This window comes from Cyclobacterium plantarum (genome assembly GCF_011290685.1).
Taxonomy (GTDB): Bacteria; Bacteroidota; Bacteroidia; order Cytophagales; family Cyclobacteriaceae; genus Cyclobacterium; species Cyclobacterium plantarum.
The window spans coordinates 428705-448106 of record NZ_JAANYN010000005.1; the positions used below are offsets into that span (position 1 = coordinate 428705).

A 19402-nucleotide genomic window follows, 5' to 3' on the forward strand; every position below is an offset into this window, starting at 1 on the left:
TGAATGATTTTAATCTAAAGGAATTGTTAATTCTAGTGTAACCATCTAAGTAAACTTCTAAACCAAAATAATCAATCATTTCATTCTCTATTATCTGATTCAATTCAATGGCTTTATTTTGATCTATCTTTAATTTGCTACAAATGTATTCATAGGAATAACAAAACAACCTATAAAAGAAAATCTTGTAAGCTTTACGGTTAAGGCTTGTAAGTCGCTGTTTAGTCATTGCCTTCAAAACTTTTAAAGTAAAATCACTATTCATCTTTCTTTTTAAATTTGTCAATCATTTTATCTAAAAGTATATCTGTTGTTTTGGTACGTTGGATCAATTGCCCAATCTCATAAGTTAGTATCATAAATATTAAACCGGATAAACCCACTAAGCATATTTTTAAAGCTAATCCAGTTGCGAAAAACACTGCAATTATGATACATAGAAAATTAAGTAATATTAATGCTCTCATTTTTAAAAGTTCCTTTAATTGATGGTTTTAAAAAATAACAATCTTTTTTTGTGATAGATTTTGTTTCAACTGTGGTTGATGGACAATCAACAGCTAAGACAGTTAAATCTTTTTCTTTTTCATTCTTTAGATTAAACAGTATAAACCCATCCTTATAAATACATAAGTAAAGAGGAATGAACCCTAAATCTATGTATTGTATTAAGCTTTCAAATTTGGGCTTTTCTATTAATACATCTGGATAACTGTCAATATTGACCTTTCTGGTTTTAACCTCAATTACACAAGGTTCATTCTTATTTGAAAAACCTATTAAATCAAATGTATCAAAAGGATTTACTGTACTTGCCAGGTTGGTGAATTTTAATCTGTTTAAAAAATCTATTGCTTTTTGTCGTCCATCTAATTCAAAGTTTACAAAATCGTTGGTTGTACTATCATTCATTGTTAAATTAAAAAATATACCCTAAAAAATATTTAATTAGTAACTTTATTACTATGCAACAAAGATACTAATTAAATAGTTAATATCAAATTATATTATGAAATAATTTGTAAATTTTGGAACTTTTTTTCACCCTAAAACAAATTTGGGTCTTATAATAATAAAGCCAAAGCACTGTTTATTATTGATTCTTCTATTAGAAGGATTTACTTCAAAGTATTCACTTATACTAGAACCCTTAGCTGCTTTTTTGATTCCTAATTCAGAATATATTCTTTTAAAAGTTTCTTTGATTTTGTTAGTTGGAATAAAATTACCAATTCTAATATTTGGCTCTAATTTCAGTCTTCGAAAGACCTTTACATTTAAAGAGGTATCTAAATCAGAATTAACCAATTTTCGCTTTATGTTGGTTACATTGAAATTTAAGCTTTCAATTCCTTCAAAACCAATTGTTTCTATTGCTTTTTCTAAGAATGGATATTTTTGATAAGCACCTTCTAAAACTGATTCCCTTGATAAATCATAGGTAATATTTAGAACAGATTTAACTTTTGAAACCGTATCTTCAAAGTTTTCGCCAATATCATCAGTATTAATTATTACTTTGCTTTCATCCAGATAATGGTTTTCAACTTTTAATGAATTCTTTTGGTATTCCTTTATAAGGTTAATCTTAGTCTTATAAATGTGCTTTTGGATTTTAAAATTGTATAGATCATATTTCACCCTGTTTTCATCGAATTTGAATTCATTATCAACTTTTACAAAATACTCTGAATGGCTGTCAACATTAATAACTTTTCTGTCTTCGTCTATTATTTTATTAAAAGTTTCAATTCTCCTTTTAGATACCTTTATTCCTTGATTCACTGATTCCAAGAATTCATCATAGGTTAAATTGTTGCTATACCTTGTATTCGTGTACAAGTGCCAAATTTCATCAAAATATTTTGTATCCCTTATCCTGCCCGCTATTTGTTGTAAACTTGTACTTATATCAATTAAAGTATGGGCTTTTGACGGATCACTAATAACAATCATTCTTCCCTCTTTATCGTACAAGTCAACACCTTCAAAAGCTGCGGAAGTAATCAACTGTATCTTTTTTGGTTTGTCGGTTGTTTTTCCCCTTTTAATAGGTAAATCAACTTTATTGCTATCACTGTATAAAAGTCTTGTGTTTGATTCATCCAGCTTACAGGTATTTATCAATTTTTTAATGAAATCAATGCTATTCACAAAAATATATGCATTCCCTTTAATTTCACCATTTAAGAATCTTTCAATCATTGTTACAGTACTTTTAATTACACCATTCTTAGCTTGTACCGGATTCACTTTTATTTCTATGATATCTTCCCATTTTGCCACAACCTTTTTTATGTCTTTCAATTCATCTAAAATGAATTCATCTTCCAAAACCGTTGCAGTCATAAATGTATAACTTTTAAAAGTAGTGAATAGATTTAAAACTTTTGTAACTGCTTCATTCCTGAATACATACTTTGTAAAAAATAGATGATATTCATCTATTAAAAGGTTTAAGTCCTTAGCCCATCTTTTGAGCTTGTGCAAACTGTCATAGGTAACCATTATCTTTTTTACCCTGTTTTTCATCATATAAGTTTTTATATCTTTTATAAGTGTTTTTCCTGTAACTTTTAAAATAGAATATGGATAAAGGGAATTATTTTTGCTTTGTTCTATTTTATTGTTTATAAGTGATATGTATGGTACACAAACAACATAATTTTCATTATTAGATAGTGCTATTGTGGTACCACCTGCCCCAACTTTTCCTTTGTCAAAAATACAGTTTTTGGGTAGTTGATTATTTAGGGCTTCGCCTAAAAATTGAGTGCCTGATTTAATTGTAATTAATTGTGTTTTCATAAATGAAGTTGTTTATTTTAAAAAATAGTTAATTTAGGGTGCTAGATTTTTTATTAGTATATACCGTCAATCGAAAAATCTAGCAGAAAGTAAAAAATAATAAGGCTGTTGAAGCCTATGAATCTAATTATAATGTTCTCAATTTTTTGTTGTAGGTTCTTTAAGCTGATACTTTTTTCTTCCTTCAATTCTTTCTTCTTATAGGGTCGTGGGAAAAAAAATGTTTCACTTAACTGAAATAAAAGGACCTATTAGGTCCAATGGTACTAAGTAAAGTGATATCTGTTTATTTAATGGTCTATCTATATAAATGTTAAGGTTAATTATAGGTAGTGTGTTAATATTTATTTTGCTAATTATATAAGTTTTTCATTTGCCTTATAAAAGATACTATATATATACTAGTTTAAATATTAACTAAGTTCGTGTATTAGTTTCTAACTTAGTTTCTCTAGTTTCTAACTTAGTTTCACTAGTTAATAACTAAGTTTGCTAAAAAATGAATTATAATGTTTTGTTTTGAGACTGCAATTTTGGATCTATGATTTGGAATTATTGCCTATATTCCATTCCCTGAAAAAGTAAATTACAGACTTTATTGTGATCTACAAGATGATCACAAAGGTATTAAATTTGGCTCTCTTATCCAAAAAAAGTGTCATAAATATTTATTAAAATAAGATTCTATATAAATTTTCAATGAAGTGTTGATTTTTTTTCATAAAACCTTTGGATTTTATATTATGGCCTTTTATGTTTGCGAAATAATCGAAAGATAGGTGGTAGCTACTTTCGATTGGAAATTTCCGATATTACTTCAGAACCAGCCATACAATAGGCACTGACAGTAAAAAAAAAGATTGGCAAAACTAAACTCTGATATCTAAAGAGTAAATTCCAGCCAAGCCCCTTAGATCAAATTTCTTAAAAATTATAAAACCCCTGAGCACTATGACTTAGAATAAAGTAACTAATTAATTCGTCCTCTGGCAGTAGAAGCCAAAAACCTTAGATCATATTTAAAAATTTGAAAAATGAAAAAAAATGAATTCTGTAATAGAAAAAACAAATGGCCCTAAAATTTCCAGTTCGCAACAAGCCGAAAATGTCGATGGTAATAAGAAAGTATCATTGGTTAGAAGTAAAGGTGCAATCCTGATAGATGTAATCCAGAAATTCAAGGAAATTGATTTCAGGAAAAACAACCGAATCTTTGTAAATGCCCAAGGTCAAATTTTCAAAGACATCAATGATGTGCCTTTAGGTGAACAAGGGTTAACACCCAAGGATTCCAAGGAAATGTTTTCTGAAGCCATTGCCAAAGCTGGATTGAGTGAAAGAACTGATTTGGCTGACCTGTCAAGGTTGCTTAATTCCTTTTTGGATGGTAAGTCACCAATTGAACTGAAAATTGATTCCTTGATTGAGGACTTCAAAAAAAGGTCAGGTGTTGGTAAAAGGCTCCATCTTTCAGAAGAGGAAAAAGAATTGGTGTTTGAATATTGGAATGAGTGTAAAGCCAATATGACCAAAAAGGAATTTTCCGCAAAGCTTGGCCTAAGTTATCCGGCTTGTGTGAACCTCATCAAGTCGTATGACCTGATCAAAGAGTAAAAGCGAATTGACCTATAAAGTATGGAAAGCACTGTGGTTTTGTCGCAGTGTTTTCCCTTAAAATTAATTATTAACCAAAATTTTAAAAAAAATGAAAAGTGAAATGACAATTGCAAAAATCAACGTTGACTTAGGCCCACTTATGGCAAGAAATGAAATGGGAGGTGGTCATCTTCTTCCATCCTGCCATTCAATCAAAGGACTGTTGCAAGAAAGCCTTGAAATAGAATATCCTGTTCACAGTGCTGAAAATCATCCTGACAATTGGGCAGGTGAAGGAAAGTTTGAAATCATTTTCCGTACTGATTGCCCAAAGGAAGAAGGCCTAATGAATCCGGTGCAAGCATCTACACCGACAATTCCGGGAGGAAAGGAAGTTTGGGGTGACAAAGTATTTGATCTGCCAAAGCATTTCATTGAAATTTGGGTAGATAAAACCTATGAAGTCAACAATTCAACATTAAACGAATTGATGGATAATGGATGGAAAAATAATGAGGGTCTTAAATCTGAGGCTTTTATTTATGTGAAAGTTCCATTTTGGACGCCAATTGAAAATATGCCTGTTTCATCTTTGGAGTCTGTTGATTTGCCTAAAATTGAATCCAGTGTTGAAAATGGAAAGTTGATGTGGGTAAACCCGAAGCCTTGGAGTTCAAATCAGGTTCCAAATTTTTGGTCTATCCGTCCTGATAAGGGAACCAATTATATGGAATTGGTCTATAAATTCCGGTTAGTGAAATAATCCTTATACCTATACGATTTGGAAAAGTTAAAAGGCCTCCCAATTTGGGTAGGTCTTTTTTATTGAATTATTGGGTTTGGAATCAGCGTAAAAATTCAGTTTTTCTTTTAAAAGTAGGGGAGGGAATAAAAAAAAAACGAAAAGTTTTGTGACTGAATGGTGACTGGATTAAAAAAAAATCCCTGTAACTATTTAAATTACAGGGAGTTAAAAACGTAAAAGTGGAGCTGGCGGGATTCGAACCCGCGTCCAGATAGGGAAACACCGTACCGTCTACATGCTTAGTCACCGATTTGATTGTCGGCCGAAAGCTGCTGGGTGACACACCTACTTCCGGCTTAGCCACTTGTCTTAGCCCTGCTTAGTAGCCTCACAGGGAGCAGCACCGTCAAGTCGACACCCCAACTCTACCCGGACAGTGCAACGGGTAGTGGGATGTGGCCGGGGAGCATCTATCGAAGCTCAACCCTTTAAGCAGTATCTATTCCCCGAAGGGTAAGATTAGGCAGCCATGGCGTAATTAGATTCGCCAAGTATGGTTCGTATGAATCTTTCAAGGCCGTACATACTCCAGCCTGCATGCGAGCCCAGTCCTTACACCTACTGTCAAAACCGGTCAGCCCCATATGATTGGTAAAGACAAAGCTAACACAAATTTGGTTCCAAACCTTTAAATTTTTTCTGGTTCTTTCCTTCCGCTCTACCCGTATTTTTTAACGCCAAAACCTGCAAGGCGGAAGTGAATTTGTGTTAGGGTATTTTGAACCTTTTTCAATTATAAAAAACATTTTCCCTTATATTTCTCCAATTTTGGCTAAAGCCGGGGATTCTCATACACCTCATATTGCCTACAGCTAAAGCAGTAGGCAATTGATCAAAAATTCCTGGCTTCCAATTACATATAACAGGAGGATTTATCGGGAAATCTCTTTTGGAATTCCATTAATGTCAGGTAATTTATTGAATCAATATCCCACCCGGAAAAACGCTTACTAACCCTTTACCTCCCGCAAAAACCTTCGGCAGCAACCGGCCGGGAAAACAAAAAAAGGCCATGGGATACCTCCCATGACCTCTTGACCAACATTTACTATTAAAAAATTATCTTGCGAATGCACCCAGTACCAGATAAGTGGTCAGATCTGTGGTACTGATCTCCTGAGTGGGGTCGTGTACCACCAGGAAGCCTTCATACATCCTTGTCAGTTCATTGTAAGAAATCTCCAGCTCATTTTCAGCCATCACTGTTCCTCCATTGCCTTCTATGCCGCCGGCAAATATATCTCCATTGGGCGTTTCATTATAAGGGGTACCATTAGGGGTAGTGGATGGATCGGCGGCATCATGTGCATGCACCATATAGGTCATGCCTTCCATGGTGTTCATCAGGCTGATGGTGATTTTGGCAGTTCCGTCGATATTTTCTTCCACCATTATCTCCGCCATCAGGTTACGGCCATGATCTCCTTCGTAAGCCAGGTCTGTATTATCCAACAGCTGCCCTTCATTAAAGTCATACATGAACGTTTCTGTCCGGAGGTTGGCTTCAGCTTCCGGTAGATCCTGCGCAAATGTTCCCAATACCAGATAGGTGGTCAAATCTACTGTACTAATGTCCTGAGTAGGATCATGTACGACCAAAAAGCCCTCGTAGGTATCCAACAGCATGTTGTAATCCATGTCCGTTTGCATGGTTTTGCTACCCATTCCATCGCTAATTGTGATCATTTCTGCAAAGATATCTCCGTTTGGTGTTTCGTTATAAGGAGTTCCATTTGGGGTGGTAGAAGGATCTGCAGCATCGTGCGCATGGACCGGGTACTGCATACCGTCCAGACCATTTTCCAGGCGGACGGTCACTTCGGCATTGCCGTTTTCCATTTCGGTAATTTCAAGTTGTGCCGATAGATTCCTGGGGTGGTCTCCCTCGCCATCTCCGTTGTAGGCCGTGGCTGGATTGTCTAGCAGTTGACCTTCGTTAAATCCATAATCAAAAGTTTCCATTCCGGGAGTAAATGGCATTTCCGGTTCCGGATCATCGTTACAGGAAGCAAAGATCCCTAATCCTGCGACCATTAGTCCCAGGTTTAATGTCGTTTTTAAATTCAAGTACTTTTTCATGGTCAATTAAAATTTAGTCGTTTATGATATTTTCTTATTTGGCAGGATTTACGAGGTGGCTGCCGGCTTTGGATCAGTCCCGGGAAAAGTTTTCTTAAATTTTCTGTAAATTGCCCATAAGTAGGCCTGAGATAAACCTGCCGGTTTTTTTAAAAGCACTTTTCAGAACCCGGATCATTTTGAACCGCTAAAACTAAATAGTCAATGTTTTATTCAGATTCCAGGACGGCTGCCCAGATTCTCTACAGAAAGCTCAGGCTGAATTGGATTTTCAGCACCTCTACCTTTCTTGGCAATTTCCTGATCGCCCTACTGGTCAGCTATTTTTTTCGGAAAATCGGTTACGATCCTCCCGTTAACTTTGTTTTCTTTATCAGCATTCTGGCCATAGGACTGTGGATTTCTGAGGCCATGCCTCCTTTTGCCGTGGGCATATTTATCATCGCAGCCTTATTGGTGGGGTTCAGCACAGATTTCTTTTTTGAAAAGACCATGTCCCCGGACCTGTATATAAGCACCTGGACCAGCAATGTGGTCTGGCTGCTGCTGGGTGGCTTTTTCCTGGCCAAGGGCATGAGCATGGTGGAGCTGGACCGGCAGCTTTTCCGGTTTACTGTTCGCAGTTTTGGTCAGAAGCCGGAATATTTGCTTTTGGGCCTGATGATGACCACGGCCCTCGCCAGCATGATCATGTCCAATACAGCTACCACCGCCATGATGGTGTCTTCCATCATTCCCCTGATACAGCTGATCGGTAAAAAATCCGCTTATGCCAAAGCTTTGCTGACCGCTATACCCGCTGCTGCTTCGGTGGGAGGGATTGGTACCATTATCGGAAGTACTCCCAATGCCATTGCGGTTGGGGCCTTGCAGGAAAAGGGGATCAGCATCACTTTTGTAGACTGGATGATCGTTGGTTTTCCCAGTGGATTGTTGCTGGTCTGGCTTTTTTGGAAATTCCTATGTAAAAAACATGATTTTTCAGGGGTGGTGCTGGACCTGTCTCTTTTGCCCAAAGGGGCAGGAGAAGTGGATCCATTTAAGAAGTATGCGGTCATATTTACCCTTTCCCTCACGGTGCTGATGTGGCTGACCGAACCGCTGCATGGGATTCCCGTGGCCGCTACCTCGGCCATTCCCATAGTACTGCTCACCATGACCCAGGTGATTCATTCCGAACAGGTCAGGAGTCTTCCCTGGGATACCCTGATGCTGGTGGCGGGAGGCCTGGCCCTGGGTATAGCATTGGTAGAAGTAGGGCTTGCTGAAATTGTCATGGCCAAAATCAATAATTTACCCATGCCCATGCTTTTTATCGCCATTTTCTTCTGCCTGGTAGCTGTACTGCTCTCCAATGTCATGAGCAACACCGCTGCTGCCTCCATTTTGGTTCCGCTGAGCCTGGCCTTGCCGGGTGTGTATGGCCTTGCCGGACCGGTGATGGTAGCCATTAGTTGTTCCTGTTCCTTGTTGCTTCCCGTGTCTACGCCTGCGAACGCCATCGCTTATGCCACCGGACTGGTAGAACAAAAAGATTTCCGTACCGGCGGTTTATTTTTTATCTTTCTGGGCCCTGCCATTGCTTTTCTAGCAGTAATGGCCTGGGTATGGCTGATGTTTTAGGTTTGGGCCATGATGTAAAGAACAACCACTAAATAATCCTTCGATGAAAAAATTGATTTTGATTTTACCCGTATTGTTTTTTTTCGGTTGTGGAGAGCAGCAAAAGAATGCTTCCACAGAAGATTTGAAAGTAGCCATTCAGGCCTTGATTGAGGACACTGAAGGCGATTTCGGCATTGCCTTTAAATTGCTGGACGATTCGGGAAGTCATTTGCTGATCAATGAAAAAGAGGTGTTTCATGCTGCCAGTACCATGAAAACACCGGTAATGATAGAAATTTTCAAGCAGGCGGGTTCCGGTAAGTTCTCCCTGGATGATTCGATTTTGATCGTCAATGAATTCAGGAGTATTGTAGATGGCAGCCCATATAGCATGGACCTGGGGGTAGATAGCCAGGAGGGACTTTACGAGCGTATCGGGGAAAAGGCCACGGTATATGAACTGATGTACCAAATGATCATCAAAAGCAGTAACCTGGCCACCAATATCCTGATCGAAGAGGTAGGAGCGGAAAATGTCACCCAAACCATGAGGGATTTGGGTGCAGCAGATATCGAAGTGCTACGGGGGGTAGAAGACCTGAAAGCTTTTGATGCCGGGCTCAGCAATACCACCACGGCCCTGGATATGATGCTGATTATGGAAGCCATTGCTTCCGGGGAAGCCGTAGGACAGGAGGAGAGCCGTCAGATGATGGATATCCTGTATGATCAGTATTATAAAGACCTGATCCCAAAGTTACTACCGAAAGAGGTGAAGATAGCCCATAAGACGGGTTCCATTACCGGCGTGCAACACGATGCAGCCATTTTAACCCTACCTGATGGCAAGCAATATGTCCTGGTCATTTTGACCAAAAACCTGACCGATGTGGAGGCAGGGAAAGAGGCCATTGCGGAAATCAGTAAAATGATTTATGATTTTGTGAATGGGAATTATTCCTGATGATGGTATCCATAAAAAAACGCCTGGCCAAAGCCGGTATCAATTCTTTTTTCTTTTTACTGCTGCTGACTATTCTCCTGGCCTATCTTTTTCCGGAATGGGGGGAGACAAGTGCCAGTGGCCTGAACCTGGATGTGCTGACTTATTATGGAGTATCCCTGATTTTCTTTTTTTATGGGGTTAAGATCAGTCCTGCCACCCTCAAAACCGGGCTTTCCAACTGGAAGCTGCACCTGGTCATTCAAAGCACTACCTTTCTGGTATTTCCACTGATCATTTTGGTTTTGTATGCGGCATTTGGTAATCAGCAGAACCTTTTCTGGGTAGGGACATTCTACCTGGCTGCCCTTCCTTCCACGGTTTCTTCCTCCGTGGTCATGGTGTCCATTGCAGGAGGCAACCTTCCGGCGGCCATTTTCAACGCCAGTATTTCCAGTATCATTGGAATCCTGATTACGCCCCTATGGATGGGTTTGCTTTTGAGCAGCAGCCAGGGGGACTTTGAGTTACTGAGCACGGTATGGAAGCTGGTACAGCAAATATTCATCCCGGTGCTGATAGGGTTTATGCTGCACCGCTGGTTGGGTAGTTGGGTGCAGCGGTACAGCAAGGTACTGAAAGGCTTCGATCAAACGGTCATTTTGCTGATTGTGTTCTCCGCATTTTCTCAATCCTTTGGTGGGAACATGTTTGCGGGACAAAATATTCTGGGCCTGGGATTTTTGATGTTGTTGTTGTTTTTGTTGATGCTGGCGGTGATGTATGGTCTGGGCAGGTGGCTTGGCTTCAACAGGGAGGATGGCATCACGGTATTGTTTTGCGGATCGAAAAAATCCCTGGTACAAGGTGCGGTAATGGGTAAAATTCTTTTTCCGGACCCAATTATTTTTGGAGTGGTGTTGTTGCCCTTAATGCTTTACCATACCCTTCAGCTGATCCTTGGCTCCGCGTTGGCGGAAAAATTGGCAGCAAGGGCTAAATAAAGGAGCTGTCCCCGGAGGCTTCTTCGGTCATTTTTTTTGCAGTCTCCTTACCCAGATACCGGTCTATAAGTCCATGCCCCAGGTAAAGCAAAGGGGTAAGCAGTATGGCTACTGAAAATTTGTATATATAGTTAATGATCCCCACGGCAATGATCTGTTCTATGGACCAATTCCCGAACACATAGAAAGCAATGCCCAACACCACAAAGGAGTCGATAAACTGGGATACCAGGGTAGAACCTGTGGCCCGCAACCAGATCATTTTCGAGCCGGTTATTTTCCTGAGTTTCTGGAATACAAATACATCCAGGAGCTGTCCCAGCAGGAAGGCTACCAAAGAGCCAATGATGATACCCAGCCCTTGTCTGAAAATGGTATTGAAGGCATAATTGATATTGAAGGGAGTTCCCGAGGGGTCGCTTGCATTCACTTCCAGCCAAAAGGGGGCAGGCGGCAATTGGGTGACCAGGGAAATGACAATAAAAGCATAGGCGATCAGTCCTGCGGTGATAAAACTGATTTTTCTTACCCCTTTTTTGCCATAATACTCATTGATAATATCTGTGGTAAGGAATACCACCGGCCAAATAACCGCACCGGCTGTTAAATTAAAATCCAGTACATAATCCCCGAAAAATGTCCAGTTTGCGGCACTTAAGCCCAGTGTTTCCTCACCGGAGAAAATTTTTACGCCTATGATCTCTGCAAGGATGGCGTTGGTAAGAAATATCCCTCCCAATATGATGAACAAATTGGTTTTTTTCGATTGGTAAACCTTATCGTAATTCTCCGTGCTCATCTGATGCTGTAAGTGGTGCCCTCTTCGCTTAAAAAACTGTTCGGAAATGTTTCCCTTGCTTCCTCCAGTAGTGGGGTCAGGTCTGCGTACCTTACAGAATAATGTCCCAGCAGCAGGTTTTTAGCCTTTGCCGCCAGTGCGATGGATGCTGCTTCTTTTGTGGTACTGTGCCTGGTCAATTTTGCCCGGTCTTTTTCTGCTTCCATAAAGGTGGACTCATGGTAGAGGATATCCATCTCCCTGATGTATTGGGGTAGTTGAGGATCATAAACGGTATCCGAGCAAAAAGCATATTTGCGGGGAGCCTTGATTTCGCAATAGTCCTTTGCGGGATACAAAACCTTACCGGTCATGTCCCGCACATCCTGCCCCTTAAGGAGGGTGCGTATGGCTTCTATGCCAGGTTTGTTTTTGACCACCAATGCCTTGTTGAGTTTTACCCTGCCTGTTTTTTCTTCGAAACTAAAACCTGTGCAAGGTATGCGGTGTTTTAATGGGAAACTCCATACCTCCAAATCCCCCAATTCCAGTAATTTGGTTTTTTGTGAATGGGTGGTGGGGTGGAAAATCAGCGGAAATTTCAAAATGGTACCTGAATATTTTAACTGTACCGTGATGATTTCATCCAGTCCGGAAGGTCCGAAGATGTGGAGGGGCTCTTTCCGGTTGTTCAGGTGGTAGGTAGCGATCAGTCCCATCAGCCCCAGATAATGGTCTCCGTGCAGGTGGGATATAAATATGTGGTTGATTTTGAAATACTTGACTTTGAATTTCCTCAACTGGTGCTGGGTGGATTCTCCGCAATCCAACAAAAATGTATGCGCTCCCCAGATAACCACCTGGGAAGTTTGGTTTCGGCCATGGGCAGGAGCTGCAGAGTTGGAACCCAGAATGGTGATATTGAAATCCAAGTAGCTTAACGTTTACTCTTCCTCATCTTTTTCTGCACCCTGCTCGATCTCATGGATAAATACCGCTTCAGCAGCAGCTTCATTGTCATCTACCAACTTAAACACCTTATCCAGCATGGATATTTTCATCAATTTCAATACATGCTCCTGAAGTGAAGACAATATAAAAACCCCTCCTTCTTCTCCAAAAGCCCTGTTGCCCACCAAAAGCGCACTGAGCCCGCTTGAATCGGCATACTTCACACTTGCCATATCCAAAATCAGGTTTTTATATCCTTCCGCATGAACCGTTAGCAATTCCGATTTTAACTGAGGGGATAGGGTGGAGTCCAGTTTTTCTTCCATCAGGGTGAAAAGTACAAATTGTTCTTTTTTATCTACAGCGTATTTCATATGATTATAATTGTTTCTTTATGGTTGCATGCCTGTCCCGATACCAAATCGGAGGAAACTTTGATGATTAAAATAACCATTGCCCTGTGTGTTTAATGATGATTCTAATCAGGTCGGTTTCATTTCAAAATGAATTCACCAGTCTTTAAATACATTTAGAAAACAGTAGCTTCCTGATCATTCAAATTTGTTTTAAAATTAGCTTAAAATATTTTGGTGCCAAAATGATCGGTTCATTTAAATATTTTCCAGAATGGCCTTTTGTATCCTGGATGCAATATCGGAACCATTTGCAGGAACAAAAGTTTTGCCGGTAATGTGTTCATAAAGCTCAATGTACCTATTGGAAATGTTTTCGATGATTTCGGGGCTCATTTCGGGGATAGATTGGCCTTCCTTTCCCTGAAACCCATTTTCAATCAGCCATTGACGGACAAATTCTTTGGAGAGTTGTTTTTGGGGTAATCCCTGTTCCTGTCTTTGGGCATATCCCTCCTTATAGAAATAGCGCGAAGAGTCCGGTGTATGGATTTCATCAATCAACAGGATTTCATCTCCATATTTGCCAAATTCATACTTGGTATCTACCAAAATCAAACCTTTGTCCCTGGCCATTTCGGATCCCCGTTCAAACAAAGCCCGGGTATATTTTTCCAATTGCGCATAATCAGATTCATCCACTATTCCCTGAGCCAAAATAGCTTCCCTGGAAATATCTTCATCATGGCCTTGATCCGCTTTGGTGGTAGGGGTGATGATGGGTTCCGGAAGGGGGTCATTTTCCTTCAGGCCTTCCGGAAGGGATATGCCACAAAGGCTTCTTTTTCCTTCCCGGTATTCCCGCCAGGCATGTCCGGCCAAATAACCCCTGATTACCATTTCCACTTTGAAAGGCACACATTTTTTTCCTATGGTGACGTTGGGATCAGGGCAAACGGTAACCCAATTGGGGACGATGGAAGCAGTGGAAGAAAGAAAATGGTAGGCGATTTGATTTAAAACCTGCCCTTTATAAGGAATGGGTTTTGGCAGGACCACATCAAAAGCAGAAATCCTGTCCGTGGCCACCACTGCAATGGTTCGCTCGAAAATATAGACATCTCTTACCTTTCCCCGGTAAAAATCAACCTGACCTGGAAATTGATATTGTGTGTTTTTTATGCCTTTGCTCATGGGATTTTTGATTTAAGATGCAAAAATAAGAAATAATCCCCACCAACTGTAAAATTTTCAAAATCCCTTATTCTATTAACCTGAGTTCGAATTAAGATCGTCAATAAAAACCAATTAAATCATCACTGCGAACCCATTTTAGTGGGTTTAGGAGCTGTGAAATGGTGTGGCAGTCTCGTCTGGCTAGAGATTCTCACGGCTTTCACCGCTCAAAACCCTCTCGTAGCCTACCTGTGAGGTAATTGAATCAGTTGTTTTTTATAAAGAAGAAACCCTAAAAAACCTGTTAAATAAAGAAGAGGTAAATTTTAATACGAAAAGAGCGCTGGCCCGACAAAAAACCGGGGGGGTGCGGGAGGATTGCGTGGGGAAGGATTTTTTTGTTCCCGATAAAAAATCGGGACCAAAAGTACAATAAAAACATGGTAAAATACTAAAAATAACCTTTAACTCATAATTATCCATTAAACAATGGGATGTTTATTTTTTCATATAATGCAAAAAACCACACCGTCATCCCGATTTCTGCGTTTTATAAAATGTTAGGTCTACCGATGACGGTTTTTTAACTCAATTCAGCTGAAATCAGGTCAATACAATCCCGGAACAGAAATCAGTCTGGGTTTCCTCTTTTGAATTTTTTTTCGTCCAGCAAATTTCCTGCCTCATCGTAGGTAGAAAATTGGCCATGCCGCAAGCCCATCCGATAATTGCCCTTCTCCTTTATTTTTCCGTTTTCATGGTAGCTGATATAGGTCCCGTGCCGGACACCATTTTTGTATTCTACCTCAGAAGACTTGCTGCCATCCGGAAAATAGCTGATATATCGTCCATCCAAACTTCCATCTTTATAGGGTTGTTCAGTCAGCAATTGGCCGTTTTCGGCGTATTTTTTCTGTACTCCCTCCATCATGCCCTGATCAAACTGTTGCCTTTCCTGTATTTCACCATTTTCGAAATATATCTCGTTGAGTCCATGGGGTTTTCCATTTTCAAAACGGGTGCGGCTTTTAAGGGCACCGGATGGATAGTAGGTTTCAAGGGTACCTTGAATTTCACCATTTAGAAAAATTGCTTTTTGCGCAACTGCTCCATTGGGAAAAAATGATGTCACTTCTCCATTCACCAGATCTTCCTCATAAGGAGTTACTTTCAGGGTGTCCCTGCTCTCTGGATGTAATTCATAAAATTTACCTGATTTTTTACCCTCCCTGAACTGTCCGATTTGGGTCAGATTTCCAAAAGGGTCGTAAAACCTGTAAGCGCCGTGGGGTATACTGTCTTTGGTTTGAAAACGCTCCTTTACCTGTGTTTGCTCATCATCGTAATAGGTGGTTTGCTGTTGGGCATTGACTGAAAGGCCATTGAATAAAAAACAAAATACCGGTAGCACCAGGATCGATTTCATGTGTTAATAATTTGCTTTTCAAAGGTCACATGGAATCGAGCATGCTTTAAAATCGTCCCTCCGTGGGTCGTGTATGTCATGCTCGATTTCATAATTTGAAAGGGTTGGTAATGTGAAAAAAGAACAATTTCAGATCATTTCTATAACGATGGCAGACGCCCCTCCGCCTCCATTGCAGATGCCGGCCACTCCGAGTCTTCCTTTTTCCTGATGGAGTACGGAAAGTAAGGTGGTAAGGATCCTGGCGCCGGAACAACCCAAAGGATGTCCCAGTGCAATGGCCCCACCATAAACATTCAGTTTTTCCTCAGGGATTTTGAGTAATTGCTGGTTGGCTATCGCCACGGCAGCAAAGGCTTCATTGATCTCAAAATAATCCATGTCTGTTAAAGCCAGTCCCGCTTGTTTCAGTGCTTTCGGAATGGCCAGCGCCGGAGCAGTGGTAAACCACATGGGGTTGCGGGCAGCATCGGCGAATCCCCGGATTTTGGCAATGGGTTTCAGGTCTAGTTTTTTAGCCATTTCCCGGGTTCCAATCACCAGTGCGGCAGCACCATCGCTGATGGTGGAGGAATTTGCCGCAGTCACGGTTCCATCTGCTTCAAAAGCAGGTTTTAGTTTGGGGATTTTATCCAATAGGACTTTGCGGAAATCCTCATCTTCTTTGATAAGCTGTTCGTTTCCTTTGTGGTCCTTAACGTTAACCGGGACCACTTCAGCAGAAAAGCTGCCCTTTTTCCAGGCCTCTGCTGCTCTTTTGTAGGAGTTGATGGCATAATCGTCTTGTGCCTCCCTGCTGATTTTCATTTCTCTGGCAGTGTTTTCCGCACAATTGCCCATGGGGAAATCATGGTAGGCCTCTTCAAGACCATCCCTGCTCAGCCCATCTACAAGGCTTCCATGTCCATACTTGTACCCAAATCTTGCCTTTGGAAGGTAATAAGGCGCATTGCTCATGCTTTCCATGCCTCCGGCAACAAGCAAATCTGCCTGTCCACACATGATTGCCTGGGCACCGAGCATGACCGCTTTCATTCCCGAGGCACAAACTTTATTGATCGTGGTGCAGGGAGTGCTGACATTCAGCCCGGCATGTATAGCCGCCTGCCTGGCAGGTGCCTGTCCCAAATTTGCTGACAAAACATTGCCCATCAATACTTCATCAAAAGGAATATTGTTGCTCAAACCAAGTTTGTTTATTGCCCCTTTTAGAGCTAAACTTCCCAATGCGGTGGCAGACAAGGAGGATAGGTTTCCACCAAAACCACCCAGGGGCGTTCTCGCTGCCGACAGGATAAATACCTCTTGCATGTCAATATTGGTTTAGGGAGGGAAAATAAAGTTTGAGTGGCCCTTTAATAATCAGGCAATCCCCTTTTGGGTTGCTGCGTGGGCTTTTTTCTGTTTTGTTGGATATACCTGAGCTCATTGCTGTTCATGGCATCCAGGATTTGGGAAGCTTGTTCTGGTGTAATGTTCATCTCTTCCAGCCGCTGCCTCAGTTCTTCCATGGCTTTCTCCCGTTCACTCAGGTCACTTTCCATTTCATTGGGCTCATCTGATTCCTCATTGTTCTCTGATTTTTCGCCTCTTTGTTCCTCCATCTCATCGGTTTCGTCAGCACCGTCTTCTTCGGTTTGTTCTTCGCCCTCACCACTTTCCTGTTCCTGGCTATCCTGCTCCTGTTGGTCCTGCTCCTGGGATTCTTCCTGCTCCTGATCCTGCTGTTCCTGGCTTTGCTGGTCTTTTTTCTCCTGGTCTTCCTGATCCTTTTGTAATTTTTCCCACAGCGCATTCAGTTTGGGGTCTTGAGGGTATTTTTCCAGTCCTTCAGCCAATAATTGGCTGGTTCCTGGAATATCCTCATTCACGTACTGCCTGGCTGCTTTGTTGAAATATTCTGTTTCAGATTGAGCTACCAAAAGGATTGGAGCCCAGAAAAGACAGGCAAAAAGGAGTAAATTATGGGTTGGTATTGATTTCATTGATCTCATTTAAATGGTCCATGAATTTCTGGTAATGTGCCACTGTTTCGTCTATCTCCAGTGCGTTTTCCATGATTTCCAGGGCTTCATCAAATTGAAACCTGTCCACCATCTCATCGGCCTGGGCTTTCATCCTTTTGGCGTAATTGGATGGTTTGATCTGGTCTTCATCTTCCCGGTCTTCTTCGTTTTCCTGCTCTTCTTCATTTCCTTCCAGCCAGCGGCTCAAGAGTTCATAATTATAACGGGCTTTTTCATTGTTTGGATTTTTAAGCAAGGCAGTCTTAAAATAAGAAAGGGCTTCCCGGTATTTTTGCTCATTCCCCAAGAGGACTCCCTGCTGGTTGGCCGCATAGGAAGGGATACTGCTGCCTGTACTGCTTGCCAGCGGCTCATAGGTTTTCTTGGCATCTTCCTCCTGACCATTGTTTTGGTAACTCAACGCAAGGTTAAAACGAACTTCAGGATGATTTAAACCATGCTCTTCCAGCAAGGAAAGGTGATTTCGTATGGAATTTTCAAAATCCGTTTCTTTAAAGGATCTTTCTGCAGCAGCTATTGCCGCATTTGTGGCTGCTATTTTTTCCCAGTCAGCAGGTAAGAATAATAAAATCCAAAGAAAATATCTGGATAACATACTGTTGGTTTAGGTAGATTAAATGGACAAGGTTCTGACAGGCAAAATGGAATCGATGATTGCCAAAATCAAGCCTGCCAGGAGAAAGTAGAAATATTTATTGGAAGAAGCCTCTACAGTACGGCTTGCCATTACCGTACCTTCCAATTTGGAAATGGCATCTATCAACTGTGGGATTTCCTGGCTTTCTTCACTAAGCTCAAAATAATCCCCATCGGTTTGGCTGGCGATTTTTTTCAGATTGGTAGAGATCAATCTGGATATTGCCGGTCGATTGTTGGACTGATCAATGACTACACCACTTCCTCTGGGAATCGTGCTGCCCGTTTCGGTACCTACACCCAGGCTGAATACCTTTATGCCTGACTGGTTGAGCTGCTCCATGGTTTCTTCCAATTCATTTCCAAAATCCTCTCCGTCACTGATCAGGATAACCGCTTTTGATTTGGGCTCCTGGCTTTCGTCTGACAGGAATTTACTGTAGGCCATTTTTAGTGGAGCTGCAATGTCAGTGCCGGCATTAGGCACCAGACCACTGTTCAATCCATCCAAATGCAGCTGGATGACATTTTGATCAAAGGTAAGCGGACATTGTATAAACGCCTCTGATGAAAATATAATAATACCCAACCTGTCGGAACTGAAATTTTTGACCAGATTTTTCAATTCAAATTTCACCCGCTGTAGCCTGCTGGGTTTGATGTCTTCCGCATTCATGGATCTGGAAAGGTCAATGGCCAGAAATATATCCTTTCCTTCCTGCTTGATCTCTTTCATCGCATTTCCTATGGATGGACCGGCAAAAGCGATCAAAAACAAGGTAAAATAAAGGGTCCTCAGTGTCATCTTCCAAACCAGCCTTCTTTTTTTGACTTTGATCTTCTGGTTGATTTTCCAAAAACGGTACAAGTATATGGCATAGAGCAGTACAAAAACTGCTGCCAGTAACAGAATCGAATAATTATCAGGATATGCCCAAATCATGGCTTGAAATTAATCATTTATACTTAAAACGAAGTCATTATCGGATAATTATTGGAAAGCGCTCCGATTATTCAAATTCATTTGGTGAATAACCTGCAGGGAAGCTTAACTATTTTTACCCAATACCGTTATCTTTTTGGATTCAACCCGGATTAGGCATTAGGTTTCGTTATAGCTTTTCCCGCATCGGGAAGGCGAGTAGGGCAAATAAAACCAGACTGTTTTCAACTATATCTCAGCGGAGGAGTAGAAAACAACAAGGTAGATACTGA

At 40.8% G+C, this 19402-nt stretch carries 17 protein-coding genes and 1 other RNA gene; 5 read left to right on the forward strand and 13 right to left on the reverse strand.

Translation table 11 applies throughout. The annotated features are described in order from the left end of the window. Nucleotides 1-444 precede the first annotated feature (444 nt). Complete coding sequence (locus tag G9Q97_RS14210; protein WP_166147914.1) at nt 445-912, reverse strand: hypothetical protein; 468 nt, start codon at nt 910-912, stop codon at nt 445-447. 129 nt (nt 913-1041) lie between these two features. Then, nucleotides 1042-2808, reverse strand: coding sequence for a hypothetical protein (locus tag G9Q97_RS14215; protein ID WP_166147916.1), 1767 nt, complete (start codon nt 2806-2808; stop codon nt 1042-1044). Nucleotides 2809-3852: 1044 nt separating this feature from the next. Here G9Q97_RS14215 and G9Q97_RS14220 point away from each other — a divergent pair. Together G9Q97_RS14220 and G9Q97_RS14225 are read left to right on the forward strand one after the other, a co-directional pair. Continuing rightward, on the forward strand, nt 3853-4422 hold the full coding sequence (locus G9Q97_RS14220) for a hypothetical protein (RefSeq protein ID WP_166147918.1): 570 nt from the start codon (nt 3853-3855) through the stop codon (nt 4420-4422). Nucleotides 4423-4513: 91 nt separating this feature from the next. Beyond that, complete coding sequence (locus G9Q97_RS14225) at nt 4514-5167, forward strand: hypothetical protein (protein WP_166147919.1); 654 nt, start codon at nt 4514-4516, stop codon at nt 5165-5167. Between the two features lie 219 nt (nt 5168-5386). Here the strand turns inward: G9Q97_RS14225 and ssrA are convergent. Both ssrA and G9Q97_RS14235 read right to left on the reverse strand, forming a co-directional pair. Further along, nucleotides 5387-5791, reverse strand: a transfer-messenger RNA (tmRNA) gene (gene ssrA / locus G9Q97_RS14230). A 477-nt stretch (nt 5792-6268) separates the two neighbouring features. After that, nucleotides 6269-7288 (reverse strand): hypothetical protein, encoded by a 1020-nt coding sequence (locus G9Q97_RS14235; RefSeq protein ID WP_166147921.1) that lies wholly within the window; start codon nt 7286-7288, stop codon nt 6269-6271. A 204-nt stretch (nt 7289-7492) separates the two neighbouring features. On the opposite strand from G9Q97_RS14235, the gene G9Q97_RS14240 reads away from it, so the two are divergent. From G9Q97_RS14240 to G9Q97_RS14250, 3 genes are read left to right on the forward strand one after another with little or no spacing between them, the layout of a single operon-like run. After that, nucleotides 7493-8911, forward strand: a complete 1419-nt coding sequence (locus tag G9Q97_RS14240; protein ID WP_166147923.1) for an SLC13 family permease — start codon at nt 7493-7495, stop codon at nt 8909-8911. A 43-nt stretch (nt 8912-8954) separates the two neighbouring features. After that, nucleotides 8955-9857 carry a serine hydrolase gene (locus tag G9Q97_RS14245; RefSeq protein WP_166147925.1) on the forward strand — a complete coding sequence of 301 codons (903 nt, stop codon included), beginning with the start codon at nt 8955-8957 and terminating at the stop codon, nt 9855-9857. A 2-nt stretch (nt 9858-9859) separates the two neighbouring features. Beyond that, nucleotides 9860-10840 carry a bile acid:sodium symporter family protein gene (locus tag G9Q97_RS14250; protein WP_166148097.1) on the forward strand — a complete coding sequence of 327 codons (981 nt, stop codon included), beginning with the start codon at nt 9860-9862 and terminating at the stop codon, nt 10838-10840. Here G9Q97_RS14250 and G9Q97_RS14255 read toward each other — a convergent pair. The 9 genes from G9Q97_RS14255 to G9Q97_RS14295 form a co-directional block, all read right to left on the reverse strand. Next, complete coding sequence (locus G9Q97_RS14255; protein ID WP_166147927.1) at nt 10833-11639, reverse strand: queuosine precursor transporter; 807 nt, start codon at nt 11637-11639, stop codon at nt 10833-10835. The two genes, G9Q97_RS14250 and G9Q97_RS14255, sit on opposite strands and share 8 nt — an antisense overlap. Further along, a complete protein-coding gene (locus G9Q97_RS14260; RefSeq protein ID WP_166147928.1) occupies nt 11636-12550 on the reverse strand; it encodes a ribonuclease Z in 915 nt (304 codons plus the stop codon). Before G9Q97_RS14260 ends, G9Q97_RS14255 begins: the two co-directional genes overlap by 4 nt. A 12-nt stretch (nt 12551-12562) precedes the next feature. Continuing rightward, nucleotides 12563-12943 carry an STAS domain-containing protein gene (locus G9Q97_RS14265; RefSeq protein WP_166147930.1) on the reverse strand — a complete coding sequence of 127 codons (381 nt, stop codon included), beginning with the start codon at nt 12941-12943 and terminating at the stop codon, nt 12563-12565. Between the two features lie 237 nt (nt 12944-13180). Continuing rightward, nucleotides 13181-14116, reverse strand: coding sequence for a phosphoribosylaminoimidazolesuccinocarboxamide synthase (locus G9Q97_RS14270; protein ID WP_166147932.1), 936 nt, complete (start codon nt 14114-14116; stop codon nt 13181-13183). Nucleotides 14117-14729: 613 nt separating this feature from the next. Continuing rightward, nucleotides 14730-15524, reverse strand: coding sequence for a toxin-antitoxin system YwqK family antitoxin (locus tag G9Q97_RS14275; protein WP_166147933.1), 795 nt, complete (start codon nt 15522-15524; stop codon nt 14730-14732). 129 nt (nt 15525-15653) lie between these two features. Further along, nucleotides 15654-16835, reverse strand: a complete 1182-nt coding sequence (locus G9Q97_RS14280) for an acetyl-CoA C-acyltransferase (RefSeq protein WP_166147935.1) — start codon at nt 16833-16835, stop codon at nt 15654-15656. A 44-nt stretch (nt 16836-16879) separates the two neighbouring features. Beyond that, nucleotides 16880-17509 (reverse strand): hypothetical protein, encoded by a 630-nt coding sequence (locus tag G9Q97_RS14285; RefSeq protein ID WP_166147937.1) that lies wholly within the window; start codon nt 17507-17509, stop codon nt 16880-16882. Further along, entirely contained in the window at nt 17487-18146 is a 660-nt protein-coding gene (locus G9Q97_RS14290; protein ID WP_166147939.1) for a tetratricopeptide repeat protein, read from the reverse strand. The genes G9Q97_RS14285 and G9Q97_RS14290 overlap by 23 nt, the downstream gene beginning before the upstream one ends. Nucleotides 18147-18164: 18 nt before the next feature. Beyond that, a complete protein-coding gene (locus G9Q97_RS14295) occupies nt 18165-19130 on the reverse strand; it encodes a vWA domain-containing protein (RefSeq protein WP_166147941.1) in 966 nt (321 codons plus the stop codon). Between the last annotated feature and the right edge of the window lie 272 nt (nt 19131-19402).

Excerpts from the sequence above, each read along its gene's own strand:
- G9Q97_RS14220 (WP_166147918.1), top strand. The coding sequence starts at position 3,853 with ATGAATTCTGTAATAGAAAAAACAAATGGCCCTAAAATTTCCAGTTCG.
- G9Q97_RS14210 (WP_166147914.1), bottom strand. The coding sequence starts at position 912 with ATGAATGATAGTACAACCAACGATTTTGTAAACTTTGAATTAGATGGA.
- G9Q97_RS14225 (WP_166147919.1), top strand. The coding sequence starts at position 4,514 with ATGAAAAGTGAAATGACAATTGCAAAAATCAACGTTGACTTAGGCCCA.
- G9Q97_RS14250 (WP_166148097.1), top strand. The coding sequence starts at position 9,860 with ATGGTATCCATAAAAAAACGCCTGGCCAAAGCCGGTATCAATTCTTTT.
- G9Q97_RS14235 (WP_166147921.1), bottom strand. The coding sequence starts at position 7,288 with ATGAAAAAGTACTTGAATTTAAAAACGACATTAAACCTGGGACTAATG.
- G9Q97_RS14265 (WP_166147930.1), bottom strand. The coding sequence starts at position 12,943 with ATGAAATACGCTGTAGATAAAAAAGAACAATTTGTACTTTTCACCCTG.
- G9Q97_RS14215 (WP_166147916.1), bottom strand. The coding sequence starts at position 2,808 with ATGAAAACACAATTAATTACAATTAAATCAGGCACTCAATTTTTAGGC.
- G9Q97_RS14245 (WP_166147925.1), top strand. The coding sequence starts at position 8,955 with ATGAAAAAATTGATTTTGATTTTACCCGTATTGTTTTTTTTCGGTTGT.
- G9Q97_RS14240 (WP_166147923.1), top strand. The coding sequence starts at position 7,493 with ATGTTTTATTCAGATTCCAGGACGGCTGCCCAGATTCTCTACAGAAAG.
- G9Q97_RS14275 (WP_166147933.1), bottom strand. The coding sequence starts at position 15,524 with ATGAAATCGATCCTGGTGCTACCGGTATTTTGTTTTTTATTCAATGGC.
- G9Q97_RS14290 (WP_166147939.1), bottom strand. The coding sequence starts at position 18,146 with ATGTTATCCAGATATTTTCTTTGGATTTTATTATTCTTACCTGCTGAC.
- G9Q97_RS14285 (WP_166147937.1), bottom strand. The coding sequence starts at position 17,509 with ATGAAATCAATACCAACCCATAATTTACTCCTTTTTGCCTGTCTTTTC.
- G9Q97_RS14255 (WP_166147927.1), bottom strand. The coding sequence starts at position 11,639 with ATGAGCACGGAGAATTACGATAAGGTTTACCAATCGAAAAAAACCAAT.
- G9Q97_RS14295 (WP_166147941.1), bottom strand. The coding sequence starts at position 19,130 with ATGATTTGGGCATATCCTGATAATTATTCGATTCTGTTACTGGCAGCA.
- G9Q97_RS14270 (WP_166147932.1), bottom strand. The coding sequence starts at position 14,116 with ATGAGCAAAGGCATAAAAAACACACAATATCAATTTCCAGGTCAGGTT.
- G9Q97_RS14280 (WP_166147935.1), bottom strand. The coding sequence starts at position 16,835 with ATGCAAGAGGTATTTATCCTGTCGGCAGCGAGAACGCCCCTGGGTGGT.